This is a genomic window from Arthrobacter sp. SPG23 (assembly GCF_000876655.1).
In the GTDB taxonomy this organism is placed as follows: domain Bacteria; phylum Actinomycetota; class Actinomycetes; order Actinomycetales; family Micrococcaceae; genus Arthrobacter.
Window position 1 is genome coordinate 62,914 of the sequence record NZ_JYCN01000012.1, and the last position, 19,956, is coordinate 82,869.

At 64.6% G+C, this 19,956-nt stretch carries 11 protein-coding genes; 10 read left to right on the forward strand and 1 reads right to left on the reverse strand.

Annotation, left to right across the window (positions count from 1 at the left end; translation table 11 throughout):
• Positions 1 to 42 precede the first annotated feature (42 nt).
• From TV39_RS05710 to TV39_RS05755, 10 genes are all read left to right on the forward strand, one after another.
• On the forward strand, positions 43 to 642 hold the full coding sequence (locus tag TV39_RS05710) for a 50S ribosomal protein L25/general stress protein Ctc (protein ID WP_043479503.1): 600 nt from the start codon (positions 43 to 45) through the stop codon (positions 640 to 642).
• Between the two features lie 91 nt (positions 643 to 733).
• Positions 734 to 1,318: an aminoacyl-tRNA hydrolase gene (gene pth / locus TV39_RS05715; protein ID WP_043479504.1), complete on the forward strand. Its 585-nt coding sequence runs from the start codon at positions 734 to 736 to the stop codon at positions 1,316 to 1,318.
• A 233-nt stretch (positions 1,319 to 1,551) separates the two neighbouring features.
• Complete coding sequence (locus TV39_RS05720; protein WP_043479506.1) at positions 1,552 to 4,284, forward strand: helix-turn-helix transcriptional regulator; 2,733 nt, start codon at positions 1,552 to 1,554, stop codon at positions 4,282 to 4,284.
• Entirely contained in the window at positions 4,262 to 7,042 is a 2,781-nt protein-coding gene (locus TV39_RS05725; RefSeq protein ID WP_144406329.1) for a helix-turn-helix transcriptional regulator, read from the forward strand. The genes TV39_RS05720 and TV39_RS05725 overlap by 23 nt, the downstream gene beginning before the upstream one ends.
• 330 nt (positions 7,043 to 7,372) lie before the next feature.
• The gene (locus tag TV39_RS05730) at positions 7,373 to 10,045 is read left to right on the forward strand and encodes a helix-turn-helix transcriptional regulator (protein ID WP_144406330.1); all 2,673 of its coding nucleotides are present in this window, start codon (positions 7,373 to 7,375) and stop codon (positions 10,043 to 10,045) included.
• Positions 10,046 to 10,047: 2 nt separating this feature from the next.
• A complete protein-coding gene (locus TV39_RS05735; protein WP_043479514.1) occupies positions 10,048 to 12,747 on the forward strand; it encodes a helix-turn-helix transcriptional regulator in 2,700 nt (899 codons plus the stop codon).
• Between the two features lie 549 nt (positions 12,748 to 13,296).
• Complete coding sequence (locus tag TV39_RS05740) at positions 13,297 to 14,730, forward strand: nucleotide sugar dehydrogenase (protein ID WP_043479517.1); 1,434 nt, start codon at positions 13,297 to 13,299, stop codon at positions 14,728 to 14,730.
• A gap of 53 nt (positions 14,731 to 14,783) precedes the next feature.
• Entirely contained in the window at positions 14,784 to 15,791 is a 1,008-nt protein-coding gene (locus tag TV39_RS05745) for a dTDP-glucose 4,6-dehydratase (protein WP_043479520.1), read from the forward strand.
• Positions 15,792 to 15,871: 80 nt separating this feature from the next.
• Positions 15,872 to 17,836, forward strand: a complete 1,965-nt coding sequence (locus TV39_RS05750; RefSeq protein ID WP_052500505.1) for an S-layer homology domain-containing protein — start codon at positions 15,872 to 15,874, stop codon at positions 17,834 to 17,836.
• A gap of 124 nt (positions 17,837 to 17,960) precedes the next feature.
• On the forward strand, positions 17,961 to 18,725 hold the full coding sequence (locus TV39_RS05755) for a hypothetical protein (RefSeq protein ID WP_043479523.1): 765 nt from the start codon (positions 17,961 to 17,963) through the stop codon (positions 18,723 to 18,725).
• 3 nt (positions 18,726 to 18,728) lie between these two features.
• Here the strand turns inward: TV39_RS05755 and TV39_RS05760 are convergent, their stop codons facing one another.
• On the reverse strand, positions 18,729 to 19,910 hold the full coding sequence (locus TV39_RS05760; RefSeq protein WP_052500506.1) for a chitinase: 1,182 nt from the start codon (positions 19,908 to 19,910) through the stop codon (positions 18,729 to 18,731).
• Positions 19,911 to 19,956: the final 46 nt, after the last annotated feature.

Consider the following 19,956-nt stretch of genomic DNA (forward strand, 5'->3'; position numbering starts at 1 on the left):
TCCGCCCTTGCTGAACCCCGTTTAGATTTCAAGGAGATTTTCATGTCTGAGCAGAAGCTCGCAGCAGAAGTACGCACCGAATTCGGCAAGGGCTTCGCCCGCCGCGCACGCATGGCCAACCTCATCCCGGCTGTTATCTACGGCCACGGTGCAGATCCCATCCACATCACCCTGCCGGCCAAGGCCACCACGCTGGCTGTCCGCGTTGCCAACGCGCTGCTGACCCTGGACATCAACGGCGAACAGCACCTCGCGCTCGTCAAGGACATCCAGCGCGACCCGATCAAGCAGATCATCGAGCACCTTGACCTGCTGACCGTCCGCACGGGCGAGAAGGTCACCGTGGACGTTCCCGTCCACGTCACCGGTGAACTTGCTCCGGGCAACGTCTACAACCAGGAAATGACGGTTGTTTCCCTGGAAGCCGAGGCCACGCACCTGCCCACCGCCGTCGAGGTCAGCATCGAAGGCCGCGCCGCCGGCGAGCACATCCACGCTTCCGATCTGGTCCTGCCGAAGGGCTCCGTGCTGCTGGCTGACCCCGAGTCCCTCGTGGTCAACATCTCCGAGGCCACCGAGGTCACCGAGGAAGAGGCTTCCGAAGAGGCTACCGCCGAGGCATCCGGGGCTGCAGCCGAGTAATTCCGGCAGCCCGTTTGCAGTGGCCGGGACCCCGTCGGGGCCCGGCCACTGCCGTTTTAACGCCCACTTGTATTAACCCTAGGATTGACGCATGACTGACACCTGGCTGATCGTAGGCCTTGGCAACCCCGGCACCGAGTACAGCAGGAACCGGCACAACGTCGGCCAGATGGTGCTGGATGAACTGGCCCGCCGGGTGGGCGGGAGTTTCAAAGTGCACAAAACCCGCGCCCACGTACTCGAGGGCCGGCTCGGCATTGGCGGACCCCGCGTTGTCCTGGCCAAGCCCATGAGCTACATGAACGTCTCCGGAGGGCCGGTATCCGCCCTTGCAAAGTTTTACGACATCAGTCCGGAACACGTCGTGGCAGTCCATGACGAAATAGACATTCCCTTTAACACCGTCAAACTCAAGATTGGCGGTGGCGAAGGAGGGCACAACGGCCTTCGGGACATTTCGAAGGCCTTGGCCACCAAGGATTACCTCAGGGTCCGCGTCGGAGTGGGCCGCCCGCCGGGCCGGATGGACACGGCAGACTTCGTCCTGAAGGACTTCGCCACCACTGAAAAGAAGGAACTGCCCTTCCTCCTCGATGATGCCGCCGATGCGGTGGAGGCCGTGGTGAAGGACGGCCTGGCGGCCGCCCAGCAGAAATTTCACACTGCGGTTCAGTAACGTTGCCGTGAAGCCGCCTTTATCGCGGTAACCTGCGGGTGGGGGACTGGCCACCGTTAGTGCCATGCAATTGGTTAACCAATCGCAAAACGGCCTAATTGTTTAGTCATACCTGCTATGGTAATTTTCACATTCAAGGCCTTGTTGCCTCGTTTGGCGGCATCGGAAAACTGAACACCCGACGGCTCAGCCAAGTCGCATCAGCTCGAGCCACGAAGGTAGCGTGATCGATCGTGCTTGCATCACCAGGCTCTGAACATGGGGGGCTGCTGGAGACTGAACGCCGGGGCATGGGAGCCTCAGAGCGGCGTAAGTGGTCGTCTCTGGTCAGGCAGGACCTCCAAGCATCCGTCGTTTCGATCCTTGGCGACAACGATCTTCATGGTGTTGTTGTGGTCGGAGCCCAGGGCGTAGGCAAATCCACGTTTGCACGTGCAGTGGAAGCCCAGCTGGCCGGAAAGATGCACGTCATCCACCTGCACGGAACCACCACCGATCCTGCTGTTCCCTTCGGCCAGCTGGCGTTCTTGGTGGCCCGGCTGCCCGGCAAGGCGCTGGAGTCTCCCGGCGAAATTGTCCACGGGATTTCCCGGCTGATCCGGGAGGACGCCGCCGGACGCCCTGTCCTGGTGGTGCTCGAGGACTTGCCGGCGATCGACAGCATGAGCACCGCCGTCCTGATGCACCTCGTCCTCAGCGGCGCCGCCAAGCTCATGGTCACCGTCCGCAATGTGACGGACATGCCCGAAGACCTGATCCGGCTCCTCCGGAACAAATCACTTGAGGAAGTCCGGCTCGAAGTATTCACCCGGCCGGAAGTGAGCAAATTGCTTGCCGGAGTACTGGGTCGCCCGGTGACGGCCACAGCCGCAAGTTCGCTCTACGCGGCGAGCGGCGGAAATCCGCTGGTCCTCCAGGCGATCGTCATTGAGCAACTGCGTTCAGGCAACCTTCATCTGGCCGGCAAGGTCTGGGCGCTCAGGGGAGGCATCAACCTCGCGGAAGCCGACGCACTGGTGGACCTGGTCAGGTCCCGGCTGGCAAGGGAGACACCCAAAGTCCGTGAGGGCCTGGAATGGCTGGCCCTGATCCGGCGGGTTCCCCTGTTCGTCCTGCTCGACGTTCTGGACCCGGCGGTGGTGGCCGACCTCGAAAAGGCCGGGTACCTGCAGGTGGGAGAGACTGGCCGGCGTTGGGTGAGCTTGAAGGACGAATATGTAGGCGAAGTCATCCGGGGCTGGATGGACCTGCCGCGCCGCAAGGAGCTGCACCAGCTCGTGGCGAGGGTGGTGGGTGCAACCCCCGCTGAGATGGATGTCGAAGAGCTCCTTGGCTATGTGGCATGGACACTGGACTGCGGGGAACCCGTGGAACCGGCGTTTGCGCTGGCCGCGGCCGCTGCGGCAAACCGGCTGTTCGATCCGATGTTCGCCTTGGAGTCCCTGGCGCAGATCCGGGTGGGAGACCCGCACTGGGCTGAAGCAGCCCAGCAGCGGGCCTCCGCTTACATGACCCTGGCCGAGCACGAATCGGCAGTGGCTGTCCTTGAGGAGGTCACCCCCGAGCAGCTGTCCGAACTGCCCGCGACCGCCTACGCAAGCTACGTACAGGACTTCTGCAGTGCACTGCTCTGGATCTACGGAGGGTACAGCAGGATCGACGGCATCCTCTCGGCGGCCCGGCAGGAACTTGCCCGGCGGGAGAGGGCATCCATTGGCAATGAAACGGCAGCCGACTTTGCCCGCGCGCATGAGCTGATCAGGCTCGCCGAATTCGAGCAGATGGTCCACCAGGGCGAATACGCGGCCGTTGCCGAAGACCTGGAGCGGGCCTACAAGGAAGAGGGCGACCCGCTCTTTGTCTTGAACTGTGCGTGCCTGCTGACCATGGCGTGGGCGATCCTGGGCCGGGAGGCAGACGCAATCGCCCTTGCGGCCGAGATTCAGCACAGGATGGAGCAGTCCAACGTAGCTCCGGGGATGCTCAGCTGGCAGGCTGAGGGCCTTTTTGCCGCCCTTCTATGCAGCGGCCAGTGGGAGGACTGCGTCAGGATACTCACCGAAGCCCTGGATAAGAAGCCCAAAATCATGCAGTATCTGGGCGGGGCAGCCGAACTCGCGCTCGGCGTGGCCTACACCTATGCCGGCCGGGCCGACCTCGCCATCGACACCTTGCTCGGCGCCCAGGCGCAACTGCAAATCAGGCGGAGTTACTACGGTCCGTCCCTGGCGTGCTCCGCGCTGGCTTTCGCCTATGCCCAGGCGGGCGATATCCAGGAGTCGCGGAACTTCCTGGACCTGGCTGCCCAGGAGGAGCAGCACGTCGCCTGGTTCACCTCCTGGATGGCAGACTTCTGCGTTCGGATGGCCAAACGGTGGCTCAAGGATCCGGGAGCAAAGCAGAAGCTGATGGAGTCCGCCCACGAGGACATTTCCAAGGGGCGGACAACCACTGCCTCCATCAGCCTGTTCGGTGCTACGGTGCATGGAACAGAGGAAGAACTGGTCCTGCTGACCGAAATTTCCTCTCGTCGGCAAGGAAAGATGGCCAGCGTTAACCGGCTGGTGGGGGAGGGGAGCAGAAAGAAGGATTCCAAGGTCCTGCTTGAGGCAGCGTCCGTAGCCCATGAGCTCCACCTCGATGCGGTGGAGTCCAGATGCGTCGTCCTGGCGTTGGACATCGCCCGGGAAAAGGGTGATTCCCAATCCGCCCGCGCGGCCCAGCATCGTCTGGACCGGCTCGTGGAGACGCTGCCGGTGCTGCCCTTAATGCCGCACACCGTGGGACCGGAACTGACGGAGCGGGAACGGCAGGTCGCCAGGATGGCCAGCCAGGGGTTGAGCAACAAGGAAGTCGCCAACCGGCTGCAGCTTTCCATACGTACGGTGGAGGGCCATCTCTACCAGATCTTCACGAAAATGGGGATTTCATCGAGGAGTGAGCTTGAAGGATCCGCTCAAGTCTGACGGGAAGGCTTCGGCGCAGGCGCGCGCCGGGACCAGGCGTCAGAATGCCGGTGAGCCGTGGATAGACCGGGGGGACATGCTGTCCGCAGTCAGGGACGCCCTCGCTTCGGATGACTGCTGGGCTGTTTTTGTGGTGGGCGACGCCGGGCTGGGTGCCTCTTCGTTATTGGCACAACTGAACGACGCCCGAAACGGCCGGACGTCCGTGATGACTGTCCACGGGAGCCCGTCGCTTGCGCCTGTTCCGTACGGGGCGCTGTCCCCCTACCTGGCTGATCTCTCCGTTGAGGACGTCACTTCCAAGGTCGCTGTCCTCAGGGCCTTGTGGGCCCACCTGGAAAGCGGCAGGAAGAATCCGGGGCCCGCCCTGCTGCTGGTTGACGACGCCCACGACCTCGACACGGCCACGGCCGAGATGATTTCCGAACTTGTCCAGGCGGGCTGGGCCAAACTCGTGGCCACGTGCATTCCGAGGCCCGGCATACCGCAGCCGCTGCTCCGGCTCTGGCACGACGGCACGGCTGAACGATTCGACATTGCCCCCCTGACCATGGAACAGGGGCACCAACTCTGCGAGGCGCTGCTTGACGGCAAAGTCCTCAACAGCACCTCGCGTCAATACTGGCAGGAGGCCGGCGGCAACACGCTGCTGCTCAAGACCCTCGTCCGCGAGGCCCAGCGCTCGGGTGACCTGATCCGGCGCAACGGAGTGTGGCTTAACGCAGGTTCGTCCCACGTCCGCACCCTGGAACTCACCGCCGTCGTCAAGGTCCAGCTCATGCGCATCTCGGCCGACGGCCGTGAGGCGCTGAACCTGATTGCGCTGGCGGAACCGGTGGACAGGACCCTCGTGGGAGAGATCGCGGGCGAGCCCGCCGTCAAGGAACTCCTGGACCAGCGGCTCGTGGTCCAGTCGGTGGACAGCGAGCCGACACTCCGTCTGGTCAGCCCGGTCTACGGCGAAGTGCTGCGTCGTATCGTTCCCGCGGCCCGAAGCCTCCAGCTGCACCGGGAACTCGTGTCCCGGATGGAAGTTTCGGCCGACAAACCGGAGTCGCTGCTCCGAATGGTTTCCTGGTCCCTGGACTGCGGGGCGGAAGTGCCCGCCCGCCTGCTGATCCGGGCAGCGGTGCTGGCCTGCAAGCTGTTCGAGAGCGAGACTGCCCTGCGCATCGCCTGGGCAGTGCAGGACCCCGAACTGCAACAGACTGCACGGGCAGTGATGGCCCGCTCGCACTACAACCTCGGACACTACGACGAAGCCGCCGCCCTGTTGAACGTCAACGTCCCGGCCGGCAGCGGTCTCACGCACATGGTGGTCAACAGCCTCCTGAGATCGGCCACAAGGACGGCACTCGGGCACCCCGCGTCGGACATCGCGGACGATGCCCGCCGGCTGCGCCAATGGGGAGAAAAAGAGGCCGCGGCCAATCCCGCGGACTCGGCCGCCATCCTCAACGTCACGGCACGCCGGGCCTCCCTGGTGGAACTCATGGCCTACTCGCTGACGGGCGACTACAGGCAGATGGGCCCCCTTCTTGACGACCTGCTGGCAGCCGGCGGCTCCACCGGGGAATCCGGTGGCGCCCTTACCCGGTCCATGGCCCTGGCGCTGCAGGCCGAGCGGCTCTGCGCGCTGGGATACCCGCTTCAGGGACGGCAACTGGCCATGGACGCCTTCGGCCAGGCCCAGCCGCCGGACAATGACATCTTCTTCCTCCCAGAGTTCATCGTGGTCCGGCTCGTTGCCTGCGACCTTGCGGCTGGTGAATGGGACGAGGCGCAGCAGCTCCTGGCCGGCTACGCGGAAACGCCCTTCGGTTCCGCCATGGTCTCGTTCAGCGGTGCCGCCTACGTCGTGATGGGCTACATTGCGGTCCGGCAGGGAAAGCTTGCGGACGCCCTGGAGCTACTGACCACCGGGCTTGAAGCCCTCCGCGACAGCGACCCCCAGCAAATGTTCCGGTTGTGCGCGGCCATGGCGTACTACGTGGCGGCGGCCCAGGGATTCAAGGCCGAGGCTGACAGGCTGAAGTCAGACTACGACGCCTGGGGTGAGCGAGGCATGCACCTGGTGACGGCTTTTGCCCGGGATTTCCTGGCTGCCGGTGATGAGCTCCTGGCCGGGGACGGAACCGGCATCGCGGCCCTGCTGAGGAGTGCGGAGGAAGCCGCGCAACAGGATGCCAAGTTCCTGGAACTGAATGCCCTCGCCATGATGCTGGGCCTTGGCGACACCACCAGGCTGGAGCGGATTCGGGAACTTGCCGGAGCGGTGGAGGGCACCTGGGCCGCTGCCCTGGCTGAATACTGTGCGGCGCTCAACGACGGCAGCCCTGAACTGTTCCTGCGTGCGGGCGACACCCTCTGCGCGGCATCCGTCTTCCAGCTGGCCTCGGACGCTTATTCAGCCGCCCTGACCTTTCTGGACCGCAGCCGGGACCGCGAACTGGCAGCTTTGGCCCGCGCAGGCATCGCCCGGTGCAACGAAGAGCTGGGCCACGCAGGCAGCGAAGCCCAGCCGGACACCGTGGCCCCCGTCCTGACCAAGCGTGAGCGGAACATTGTTGGACTGGCGGCAACCGGGCTCAGCGACCGAATGATCGCGGACAAACTGCAGATTTCTGTCCGCACGGTGGAAGGCCACCTTTACCGTTGTTACTTGAAGCTCGGTATCGCAGGACGCGACGAGTTGGCCGCCGCCGCCGGACTCGTAGAAGACCCGGACGCCGGGCCCGGGACGCCACCGGGGAAATAGGTACCTGGACCGCCGGGTACTACCCGGACGCGTGGCGGAACCGGTAGTGCCACCGCGGCTTGTTAACTATTTCGGAGCGGCAGCAGGTGCCGGTCAAGCCCCTAAACGCCTGTAAATTCGCAGGTCTGCGTACCGTGACGGGGCAAGCAGGGGTACCTGCTTTCCAAGTACAGGTAGGGGCACCGGGCAAATTCGAGTACTCACTACTGGTGCCCGCGGGCCTGCCAGCTGGTTAATTTGGGGTACTAGGAATCGCTCGTAAATACAGAGGTCTCACTCATGTTGACAGCCGATAATGTGGCCAGTTCACACGCCACCAGGTCCGCCGGAATGACACGGGGCGCCGCATGGCCTTTGATCGGGCGCAAGCAGGCGGTCAGCGACATCACTCGCGCGTTGGCGGAGTCCACCGGTGGAGTCCTGGTGACCGGGACCTCCGGCACCGGGAAGACCTTCCTTACCACCCACGCCCTCAAACAGTTCCGGGACGATTCCCTGGTTGTGACCCTTCGATGCAGTGCCGCCCTCTCCCGTTCACCCTACGGCGCGCTGAACATGCTGTTGAGCGATCTGGAGCCGGGGTACTTGAACCACCCGGTGCTGGTGCTGTCCGGGCTGATGCGACTACTCCGCGAACGCGCCAAGGGAAAGACCGTATACCTCTTTGTCGACAACGCCGGCGAGGCCGACGAACTCACGGCTGTCACCATCGCCCAGCTGGCCCGAAACCGCGCAGTGCGCCTGGTGCTGACGTGCTCGGATCCCTTGCGGCTGTCGGCAGAGCTTTCGGGACTCTGCGACGGCGGGTTCCTCACCCGCGTCAACCTCGAACCCCTGTCCTTCCGCGAGGCCGTCAGCTGGCTTGAAGAAGGCCTCAGTGCCAAGGTCTCACACTCGGCTGTCCAATCCCTCTGGGCTGCCAGCGACGGCAATCCGCACTACCTCAAGATGTTGGCCATGGAGCTTGCTGACTCAGGTTCCCTGGTAGTCCGGGACGGGGTGTGGGTACTGACTGCGGACCACCACGTCCACGGCCGGGCCATCACCGACCTGATCGCCACACGCCTGGGACGGATCGGCGAGGCTGACCGGCGGATCCTGGAAATCCTCTCGCTGGCAGAGACACTGCCCTTGGACACGCTGCTGAAGCTCGTAGAGGCCGACGACGTGGACGCCCTCGAAGAACGCGGGGTCCTGGCGGTCGAGGACTCCCTGCCCCGCCGCGTCAGGATCCAGAGCCAGTTGGTGGCCGATGTGGTCCGCGAAAACGTCCCGCCCGGCCGGAGCAACGAGCTCCGCGAAATGGTTCTCCTCGCTGCGTCACCCTCCCTGCGGACGCCCGCCACGGAACTGCCGTTCGCGGTCTGGGCGCTGGAATGCGGTGCCGTGTTGTCAACGAAAGAGTCCCTTTCAGCCGCACGCCTTGCCAACAGGAGGCTGGATGCCGCCCTGGCGCTGAGGTTTGTCCGCTCCGTACCGGGGCATGAGGGGCTGGCGGCAGCAGTCACCGAGGAAGTCGCGGCGCTGATGACCCTCGGCGACGTCGAGGAGGCCCTCGAGGTGGTACGCCGCCACCGTAAGTCTTCGACGGGAGACCCGGCGCTAGCTGCATGGATCGGTCTGCTGCTGGCCGAGAGCTCGGTCTTCCTTGCCACGCCGGGGGCCTGGCAGGAGGCCAGTGATTCCTTGGCAAAGGCGCGCCACATACTTTATGAGGAGGCGCCAGGTCCGTCAGCCGGGATGCCGGCACCGGAGCTCAGGCGCATCCGCGAGCAGCTGACGCTGGCGGAAGCCGAAGCAGCCAGCTACGCCGGCACGTACCCGGAAATGGCAGCCTCCCTTGCCGGAGCCTTGGACAACGCGGAATTCCATAGCGCGGAATTCCGGCTTCAGGCAGGCAGTTGGCTGTGTGAAGCGTGGGCCGTGACGGGGCGACAGGCGGACGCCGCCGAGCTTGCTGAACAGCTGAAGTTGCAGTGTTTGCGTCCGGAGATCCCGGTGGCGATAGCGCAGTCGGTGATTTCCCGGCTGCGCTTCGCTTATTTGGTGGCCGGCAAATGGGACGAGGCGGCGGAGACGTTGCCGGCCGAGGACTGGGGCCCGTCATCGGTGGTCTACCGGCGGTTCAGCGCCACTGAGGTGCCAGAGGCGATCTGCGCCTGCATGCAGGGCCGCGGACGCGACGGACTGGACCTGCTCATTCCCGGCATCAGCCAGCTGCGGATCCAGGACAGCGACGGCATCCTGACCCTTGCCTGCGCGGCCGCGGCCTACGCTTCGGCCCTGCAGGGGGAGCGCGAGCAGGCGCTCGGCTACCTGGCGGAGACGGAATCGGAATCCCGGCGGAAATCATGGAAGGTGTCCCGGGCGGAGGGCTACTTCACGGCCCTCGCGCGGGCGGAGCTGGAGGGTCCCAGGACGGGGATCGGACAGCTGCTGCGCATGGCGGAGGAGGACCGCGGCACGGGCAACGTCGGCCATGAGCTGCTGTGTTTGAGTTCGGCAGTCAGGCTGGGGGAATCCGCTGCGGCGCCGCGGCTGCTGGAGAGTGCGGCGGAAAGCCAGGGACCTTTCGCGGAACTGTGTGCGCAATACGCGCGCGGCGTCATCTCCGGTGAAGCGGACGATCTTATGGCTGCCGCCAATCTCGCAGCAAGGCTACATAATGACAGGTTTGCCCTGGACATCGCCGAATCACTTCTCAACCTCGACCAGGCGCGGCTCGAACGGAGCCTGGTCCGGCAGGCCAAGCATCTGGCGGAGACCTGCCGCAGAAGGTTGCGGACGCCCCAGGACGGAAGCCACGACCGTCTCACGCTGACAGCCCGCGAGCTCCAGATAGCGCAGCTGGCAGCTGCCGGAGCGAGCAACAAGAGCATCGCAGCCCAGCTGCACGTTTCGGTTCGGACCGTGGAGGGCCACCTCTACCAGATCTACGGCAAGCTAAAAATCGAAGAGCGCCTGGAGCTTCCGGTAGCCCTCGGAAGTACAGGAGATGACTAGCCATGACTGAAACCACCATTACGGCAGAGCGGCTGATCGGCCGATTCGGCATGGTTGCGTCGGTTGTCGACTGCCTTCTGGACGCCAACGGCCCGGGCGCCCTCATCCTTGGCGACGCAGGCATCGGCAAGACCGCGCTCGCCAACGAAGTGATCTTTGAACTTGGCAGCCGGATCCGGCCCTTTTACGTCTTCGCCGGCCCTTCGCTCTCGGAGGTTCCGTACGCGGCCCTTGCGCCGTTGCTGACGGCCCTGACTCCGGGACAGACGGACCAGCCGCGTGCCGTGCTCAAGGCCCTTGTAACGGAACTCAATCCGGAGGGCTTGCGGGACCAGTCGCAGGCAGTCCTGGTCGTGGAAGACGCCCAGCACCTTGATGACAGCAGCGCCGCAGTCATTGCCCAGCTGGCTGCTGCGGAAGCCGCCAGGGTGGTGCTCCTGTGCCGGCCGCACCCGTCGCCGCCGCCGGAGGTGTTGTCCATGTGGTCGGAAGGCCTGGTGGACCGTTTCGAACTGCAGCCCCTGAGCAAGGAAGAAGCGGACGAGCTGTGCACCCGGGTGCTGGGCTCGCCGCTGGTTCCCAGCGCGAGCGCGGTCCTGTTCAGGTCCTCCGGCGGAAACCCGATGTTCCTGCTGGAACTGATAGCCCATGCCAAAACCCGCGGCCATCTGGTGCAGCGAAATGACACCTGGGTACTTTTGGGCGAGCCGGGAGCAGCCACTGTCCGGCTGATGGACCTCGTCAGGAACCAGATCATGCAGCTGAATCCTGATCAGCGCCAAGCCTTGGAATCAGTGGCGCTCGCCGAGGCGATCCCCCTTAGCGTCCTTCAGCGGGCAAGTGACAGCCACGCCGTCGATGAGCTCAAGGAGCTCCAGTTCATCGCGATCTCGGCGGATCCGGCGAGGCACGTCCGCCTGGCCCAGCCGCTGATCGGCGAAGTAATCAGGCAGCTGGTTCCGACCGCCCGCAGCGTGACCATCCGGCGGCGGATAGTTGACCTTATGGACTCGCGCCCGGAGACCCTGGACGGCAGGCTCCGGCACGTCACCTGGGCGTTGGAGTCCGGCGCAACAGTCCCCGACGCCGACATCCTTGAGGCCGCCCAGCTGGCGAACCGGCTCTTCATTCCGGAATACGTGGAACGGGTGGTTGGCGCCATCCGCGACCCATCCCTGAAGCTTGCCGCACAGGTGGAACTTGCCCGCGCCAAGCTCTATGGACGGGACCCGATGGGGGCCGCCCTGTGCCTCGAAGGCGTGGTGGAACAAGCCACCGACCTTCGCACCATACGGCAGGCTTCCATGCTGGCGGCCCAGCTCGCGGCCGGCAAACGCAACGGTCCGGAAGCCGTGCTGCGGGCGGCTGACGCCTGGGCGGAGGCTGTCTCGAGGCTGGAAGAAGCCGAGCCCGGCTTCGATGCGAAGGAGCTTGAGACCGCGCGGCTGGGCAGCAGGCTTCTTGCCCTGGAGGGCTATCAGGCCGCAGGACGCCATGTGGAAGCGGAGCCGGAGCTCCAGCAGATCTGGGAATCCACGGACGACGACGAGTCCCGCCTGCTGGCCGGGACGCTGCTGGCAGAGTCGCTGGCGCTCACCGGACGTGCCGTGTCGGCACTCCAGATCGTCATGGACGTCGAGGATATCCTTGCCGATAGCGGTGACCGGCGCCTTGAGTACGCCGAGTTTGTGATGCGACGCTACTTGCTGGCGCTGCTGCATGCCGGTGAATTCGACGTCCTGGATACCTACCTGCAAAACCACATCGCCCAGGCTTCGAACTCCCTGATCTACTTCGGCGGGATGCTGCACCTCGCGGCGGGTACCGCGGACCTTCGCCGTGGGGCTATCGGGGCAGCCTTGCCGAAACTCAGCCAGGCGTCCGAGGTGCTGCGCCTCTCGGATGCCGGCGGAGACCTGCCAGACGCCCTTGCGGCCGCAGCCTACGCAGCGGCCATCCTCAACCGGACGGAAACGGCAAAAGCAAATGCGGACGCGTATGACGCACTGCTGTCCGACCACCGCCACGCGTCACCGCTGGGGCGGGCCTACACAGTTGCTGCGCTGGCGGAGCGTATGGGCGTCCAGACCGCCGTCTCAAAGCTGATGGCTCTCGCGGATGCGGCGGCAGCGTCCGGATTCCTCAGTTACGAAGTGGAGATCCTCTCTTTGGTGCTCCGCCTCGGCGACCTGTCCGTCGTGCCTCGCCTTGCCGCAGCCGCGGAGGGCTGCGAGGGGCGCAGCGCGGAATTCCTGGCCGCTTACTGCCGTGCGCTCGCTGCCAAGGACGTCAACCGGCTCGTGGAAATGAGCGATTCCGCCGCGCGGGACGGTTTGGACCTGGCGGCCGCGGAATGTGCAGCCCACGCCTTGCGGATCCTGGAGACGCGCGGAGATAAGCCCCGCCAGTTCGAGGCCCAGAAACTCGTCAAGCAGCGCAATGCGGCGCTGAACAAGACAGGATCGTCCACCGCCGAGATCCCGCCGGATCTGCACAAGCTAACGCGGCGCGAGCAGGAGATCGCAGCGCTCGTCCAAGCCGGTGCGAGCAACCGGGAAATCGCCCTGCAGCTCGGGCTCTCGCTCCGCACCGTGGAAGGCCATCTCTACCGGATGTTCGCGAAACTTGGCATCAGCCACCGGGAAGACCTGGCTTCCGTAGCCTACGGTGCCCGCCACGCCGGCCTGCCCGGCACGGCCTGACCTGACGCCGGCACTGCCAGTACGGCACGGACCCTTCCGGCACGGCCGGGTCCGGCCGGCTGGCAGCGTTAGAGCCCGGCCACATCTGTAGTCAACCCTCCGGCTACCCGCTGGAATTTTTCCGCGCCCCGGGATCGGAGCCGGCCCTGCGTTCGCGCCGTCCTCAAACGAGTATTCATGCGAGTGGTTCGGGCGGGCCGGGCGGGTACCACCCTGTACACCTCAGTGATGCACCCGCAAAGACGGGTAGAGCCCACTCGCGCCCCGGCAGGTGGTTGGTTAATACGCTGTAGCTTGTTGGGCCGCAGGCAACTATTGGGGAAGAAGTGGGTCTCTAAATGCATCAATCAGCTGACACTTGGCATTCGGAATTTCACGTGGCAATCCACCTGGAACACTCCTCCAGGGCGACCAGCATCCCGCGGATCGCGGGCACCCCATTCGAGCCGGCGACGATCCGGGCAGCATCTTCTGTTACCGGGATCTGCCACCTTTCGTCGCTGGCTTTCTTTCAAACGGGACACATCGAATACCGGGAGGTCGGTTAGCATGACACCGAACACCAAACTCAAGACCCACAAAGCCGCCCTGAGCAGGGCCGAGCTTCCACCGCTCCATGAGGATTCCCGGGAATGGCCGGAAGACGGAGCAGGGGTGCCAGAGCTGGCGTCGGAAGCCGTTGAATCAGACGCAGCGGCAGACGACGCTGCCAGCCAGGATCTCACCTTCACGTTCGACGTCGCGATTGTGGGACTTGGCTACGTTGGCCTGCCGACGGCGCTTGCCATCAACGCCTCCGGACGGCGCGTCCTGGGACTCGACGTCTCCGAGAACAGGCTGGCTGTCATCCGGTCCCGGCAGGCTGACCTGCTGGACTCCGACAAAGTCCGGCTCGACAACGCGCTGGAGGACCCGTCCTTCATGATCAGCACGGACCTCTCACTGCTGGCACGGGCGGCTGCAGTGGTGGTTTGCGTCCCCACCCCGGTGGATCCCTACCTGGTGCCCGATCTCGGCATTCTCCGGGCAGCGTGCGCTTCCGTGGTCGAATTCGCGGTACCGGACCAGCTGCTGATGCTGACGTCCACCACCTACGTGGGATCCACCAGGGACCTCCTGGCAGTGCCGCTGGCCGCCAAAGGCCTGATTCCCGGCCGGGATGTGTTCGTAGCCTTCTCGCCGGAACGCATCAACCCCGGCGTGGACGCCTTCTCGCACGAGGACGTTCCCCGGGTGGTGGGGGGAGTAACTCCTGCTTGCGGTGAGGCCGCAGCCGAGCTGCTCCAGGCCAGCACCAAGCTGGTGCATGTTGTGCCGTCAGCCGATGTGGCCGAAATGACCAAACTCGTCGAAAACACGTTCCGTGCGGTGAACATCGCCCTTGCCAACGAGTTCGCGGATATCTGCCACGAGTTGGGCATGGAGGTCATGGACGTGATCGATGCGGCGTCGACGAAGCCTTACGGCTTTATGCCGTTCACGCCCGGCCCGGGCGTCGGTGGACACTGCATTCCCTGCGACCCGCACTACCTGCTGTGGCAGTTGCGGAAGGCAAGGGTCACGGCGCCCGTCATCGAGCACGCCATGGCAGGCATCGCAGGAAGGCCCCACCAGGTGGTGGAAAAGGCCCGGCGCATCCTGTCGGACCGGAACCACGGAATCAAGGGAGCCCGTGTGCTGGTCCTTGGCGTGGCCTACAAGCCGGATGTCGAGGACCTCCGCGAATCTCCGGCCTTGGAGATTATCGCCGCAATGGTGGCCGACGGCGCTGTGGTTGCCTACCACGATCCGTGGTGCCCCACGGCCCCCGACGGCCAGGGCAGCTCGCTGGAATCCCTCGAGGACCCGTCGAAGTGGGACGCGGATCTGGTCATCCTTCACACCAGGCACTCCGCGATGGACATCGACTGGCTGCGTGACACCCCGGCCGTCCTGGACACCACCTACCGGCTTCCGGCCGGCACCAACGTCACGAGGTTGTGAATCCGAGTTGTGAGCCCAGCGGCCCAGCTGGGATTCAAAAGAAAGTAGGAGAAGTGAAAACAGCAATCACCGGCGGAGCCGGCTTCATTGGGAGCCATCTCGTGGAGCACCTCCTCGCGGCCGGGGACACAGTCACCGTCTTGGATGATCTCTCAACCGGTCGCCTGGAAAACCTCCGGACGGTGATTGGCCACCGGGACTTCCATTTCGTGGAGGGCACCATCCTGGACCGCGCAGCGGTGGACAAAGTGGTGGCCGGTGCCGACCGGGTGTTCCACCTGGCCGCCGCGGTAGGCGTCAACCTCATCGTTGAGCACCCCTTGGAGAGCTTGCGCACCAATATCCACGGGACGGAAGTGGTCCTGGACGCGGTCCTGGAATCCGGGGCGACGCTGCTCCTGGCATCCACGAGTGAAATTTACGGGAAGAACACTTCGGACAGCCTTTCGGAGGAATCAGACAGGATCCTCGGCTCCGCGCTCAAGTCCCGGTGGACCTACGCCGCGGCCAAGGGCATCGACGAGGCGTTTGCGCACGCCTACTGGCGCCAGTTCGGACTTCCGGTTGCCATTGTCCGGCTGTTCAACACGGTGGGTCCGCGGCAGACGGGCCGCTACGGAATGGTGGTTCCCCGGCTCGTCAAGCAGGCGCTGGCCGGGGAGCCACTGACCGTCTACGGCGACGGCCACCAGACACGGTGTTTCTCCTATGTCGGGGACATCGTTCCGGCCATCACCAAAATCTCCGAGGAAAAGTCCGCTTACGGCAATGCGTACAACCTGGGCGGCAGCTATGAGATCTCGATCTTGACCCTCGCAGAGCGGATCGTGGAGCTGCTCGGCAGCGGAAGCCCCATCACCCTGGTGCCCTACGAACAGGCCTACGCCGAGGGATATGAGGACATGCGCCGGCGTGTGCCAAACAACGGCAAAGCGAAGGATCTGGTGGGCTTCGACCCCAAGACCACACTGGACCAGATCATCCTGAACGTGGCGGCCGACCACCGCCCGGTGAAAGCACCCGACCCGCTCGGGTGGAAAGTCACGATGGCGGCCAACTAGCCGTCCGTGAGGTGCCGCGCCGTACGGGGGGCGGCAACCGTCAAAAGTTATGAGCACCTTCGACGAAAGAGTTGAGTTCCATGACGCTTCTGCAACGCTATACCGCGGCCTCGGAGCCCCGGCACAGGGCCGAGCGGCCTCCGGGCCGGCGCAGGTCCCGCTGGCTGGCCGTGTCCACAACGGTGGCGCTGGCCGCCTCGCTGCTGGGGCTCACCGCCCCCGCCGCCAACGCTGTTGGCGAAACCGTCGTCACGCTGACGTTCGACGACGCCAACGTGGACCAGATCGCCGCCGCTGACAAGCTCGTCTCGAGCGGCCTGCGCGGTACGTTTTACCTGCCGTCCGGCTACATGAACCAGACCAACTACATGACCACGGCCCAGGCCCTGGCGCTGCAAAGCGCCGGGCACGAGATCGGCGGCCACAGCGTGACACATGCCGACCTGGCCGCCGTCGGACCCGATGAACTGGCACGGCAGGTCTGCAACGACCGCGCCACGCTGTTGGGCTACGGACTGGACGTCCAAAACTTCGCCTATCCCTTTGCCTCGGCAAGCGATGCCGCCAAGGCAGAAGTCGCAGCGTGCGGCTACAACAGTGCGCGTGGACTGGGCGATATCCGCAGCAAGGTAGTGGGTTCAGAGACGTTCCCCTTCGCCGAGACCCTGCCTCCGGGCGACTTGTACTACACCGGTGCCCCTGACCAGTTGGACAATACCTGGACGCTCGCGGACATGCAGTCCCTGGTTACCCAGGCGCAGGCCAACGGCGGCGGCTGGGTCCAGTTGACCTTCCACCACATCGGCGACGGCAAAGTGATCGGATCCAATGTTGTTGATCCGCTGACCGTCAGCACGGACACGTTCAACCAGTTCGCCGACTGGCTCGCAGGCCTCAAGAACTCCAACGCGATCCAGGTCAAAACAGTCAAGGAAGTCATTGGCGGCACCACCAAGGCCGCACCGGCCGTTGTTCCGCCCCCGACCCCGCAGACCGCCGGCAACCTGATCAAGAACCCGAGCCTTGAGACCCCGGGCCTTGCCGGGTCCCTGCTCCCGCGGTGCTGGCAGGCCGGCGGTTACGGCAACAACACCCGGACATTCAGCAATGTGACCCCCGGGCACGCCGGTACGGCCACAGCCGCCCAGCAGATGGTGATGTCGGCCTATACCGACGGCGACGGCAAGCTGTTGCCCACCTTGGACACGGGGGAGTGTGCGCCCAGTGCTACGCCGGGTCATACCTACCTTGCCAAAGCCTGGTACAAGTCCACCGGCGGGAATACCCAGTTCAATCTGCATTACCGCACAGCCACAGGTTCGTGGACGTACTGGACGGATAGCATTCAGTACCTTCCCACGAATAATGTTTGGACGCAGCTGACCTTTACGACGCCGCCGGTTCCGGCCGGGGCAACCGCCATCAGCTTCGGCCTGAACATGATCGGCGTTGGCACCCTGGTCACTGACGACTACGAACTGTATGACACCGTGGGCGTCAAGACGTTCACCGATGTCCCTGCAACGTTCCCCCTGTACAACGAGATCAGCTGGATGTCGAACAACCTGATTACCAACGGCTACCCGGACGGCACCTTCAAGCCGGGAACCACGCTGGACCGTGGAATGATGGCGGCTTTCCTCTACCGGCTGGCCGGACGGCCGACCGTTCCGGCGGCAGCCCAGAAGTTCCCGGATGTAGCACCGACCCACGTGTTCTACAACGAGATCCAGTGGATGGCGTCAACCGGCATTACGGAGGGGTTCCCGGACGGCGGCTACCACCCGTTTGAGCAGGTGAACCGTGACCAGATGGCGGCCTTCCTGTACCGGATGAACGGCAAGCCGACTGTCAGTGCCACCGCCCCGGTCTTTCCGGACATCACGCCATCACTGAAGTTCTACAACGAAGTTCGCTGGCTGGCTGACATGAAGATCACGCTTGGTTTCCCGGACGGCACGTTCAAGCCGGGCGCCTCCATCAACCGTGACCAGGTGGCGGCATTCATCTACCGCTACAACCTGAGCTTCCCGAAGGGAATGTAAACAGGCTCAACGCCGGTAACGCGACAGGCGGTCGCGCAGCCGGGGGAACCCCCTCGGATGCGTGGCCGCTTTCGCCGCTGTTCTTTTCCGCAGGACTGAAGTCCGCTGACCCGGGGGGACCGGAGTGAAACATCCAGGCTCAAAGCGCCGCCGCTTCCGCGGCCTGGCGGCGGCAGCATTGCTGCTGGCGATGGTGGCGACAGCCTGCACGCCTCCGGAGTCGGAAAAACGGTCCCAGGGGAAATACCCCTGGCATACAAACATCGTGGCCACCACCTTCTGGGTGGGCGAGGTCTTTGACCCCAACGCAGCGGACGGGAGCCAGGTGTTCTCCACCTACGACTCGAAGTGGATGGACAGTTACGGCGGCTGTGACGGCCGGCTCACGGCAGACGGCTGTGAGACCGAAGCGCGGTCGGGTTCCAACGGTTTCGCCCCCACCGCCATGAAGCCCAAGGAGAACCCTTTCTACCTTGATCTGCCGTATGACGACATCAACAACGCTGCCGCCTTCCGTGAACGGGCAACGGTCATCCCCTGGGCAAACGACGAGGGATACAAAGGCCAGGCCACCAACCGCGCCTTCAGTTACATGAAGAACCGCTGGGTCAAAATCCGCAAGGACGGCAAGGAGTGCTACGGCCAGATCCAAGATGCCGGCCCGGGGGAGTACCAGGACAAAGAATACGTCTTTGGGTCGAACGACGCGCGGCCGGTCAACAAGAAATTCAACGGCGCCGGAATGGATGTTTCGCCTGCCCTCAACGGCTGCCTGGGCTTCAGCACCCTCAACGGCGAACAGGACAAGGTGGACTGGCAATTCGTGGAGGAGCAGGATGTTCCGCCGGGCCCGTGGCTGGACGTGGTCACAACCAGCCAGGTGAAGTAAGGGTCAGCCCATCCTGCCGGGGAGTCCGGATCCCAAGAGGTCGGAGAACCTGGAGCTTCCCTGGTCCACGCCGCTGCAGGTAAAGCTGGCGGTTTCCCCCTGTTCACTGGAAGGACAGGGCGCGTCCCGGTTGAGCGACCACATGGACAGGCGTTGGATCTCCAACTCCACCGCGTAGTCCTTTAGCTCCCGTGCCGCGTCCAGCCCGAAGATCTCGCCCGGCAGATCGTTGCGGCCGATCATCGGAGTCAGCCCGATCTTCTTCCACACCTGTTCGCGGCTGAGGTTGATCCCGGCGCGCTGGTAGATGATGCCCAGCTGGTCATGCGTGGCAGCCGCTGCGGCCTGGGCAGCCTCCAGCATGTCCTGTGAACTGCTCCGGCTGGCCCCGTAGTTCATGGTCATGATGTTGACGCCGGACAGCTCAACGCCTGCCTGGAGCATCTGTTCCGCAGCGGCTATGCCGGCGTCGGTGAGTCCACGGGGTGAAGCCGGAAGGGTCAGCCAGACGGCGAGCTCCTTGCCGGACGAATTCCGGTCCCCCTGCAGGGCGGCAACGGCCCTCGCCCGGCGTTCACCGCCGGCCTGGTCAATGAGATCAGCACCCTCCAGGTCGAAGTCGATGAAGGCAGGCTCGTAGCGTTCAACGACGTCCCGGTACGCGGTACGGAGCTTCCCTTCGTCCTTGCACGTGGTGGCCAGTTCGCTGTTCCGGGCCCCGCCAAAGGACACGGCAGCAGATCCGCCGCGCGAGCGAAGATCGGCGATGCGCCGTTCCAGGCCCAGAGCGGTATTTGCTTCCTCGAGTCCGTAGCTGGCGCCCCAGCTGGGCACGCAGAGGTCCTGGGGGGAGGCAACGAGGAACGCCAGCACCACTTCCTTGGTGCCGGACGTGGCGGCTTGCTCGAAGGCGTACGGCGGCGAGACCGTCACGTCGACGTAACCGGCAAACCATGTGGGTTGCGCCGTTCCGGTGGCCAGGCCGGAGCGCCAGGCCCAAAAAAAGATGACGCCGGCGAGGATGGCGGCTGTGGCAATGCCTGTCATCCAGGGCGACGAGGGCTGAGGCAGCTTTGAATTCCGGCGGGCGCGGGACCTGCCGGGAACCGGCGGCGGAACGGCCTTCGGTCCCGGCTCCTTTTCAGCCTTGGCGGCCGGCTCCGTGCCGCGGTTTATGGCTGTCATCCGGTTCCCACGCCCCCCTCTGGTTTACTTAGACACCATTTCACCA

Coding starts and splice junctions, on each gene's coding strand:
- TV39_RS05760 (WP_052500506.1), bottom strand. CDS start 19,910: ATGACAGCCATAAACCGCGGCACGGAGCCGGCCGCCAAGGCTGAAAAG.
- TV39_RS05710 (WP_043479503.1), top strand. CDS start 43: ATGTCTGAGCAGAAGCTCGCAGCAGAAGTACGCACCGAATTCGGCAAG.
- TV39_RS05740 (WP_043479517.1), top strand. CDS start 13,297: ATGACACCGAACACCAAACTCAAGACCCACAAAGCCGCCCTGAGCAGG.
- pth (WP_043479504.1), top strand. CDS start 734: ATGACTGACACCTGGCTGATCGTAGGCCTTGGCAACCCCGGCACCGAG.
- TV39_RS05735 (WP_043479514.1), top strand. CDS start 10,048: ATGACTGAAACCACCATTACGGCAGAGCGGCTGATCGGCCGATTCGGC.
- TV39_RS05750 (WP_052500505.1), top strand. CDS start 15,872: ATGACGCTTCTGCAACGCTATACCGCGGCCTCGGAGCCCCGGCACAGG.
- TV39_RS05730 (WP_144406330.1), top strand. CDS start 7,373: ATGACACGGGGCGCCGCATGGCCTTTGATCGGGCGCAAGCAGGCGGTC.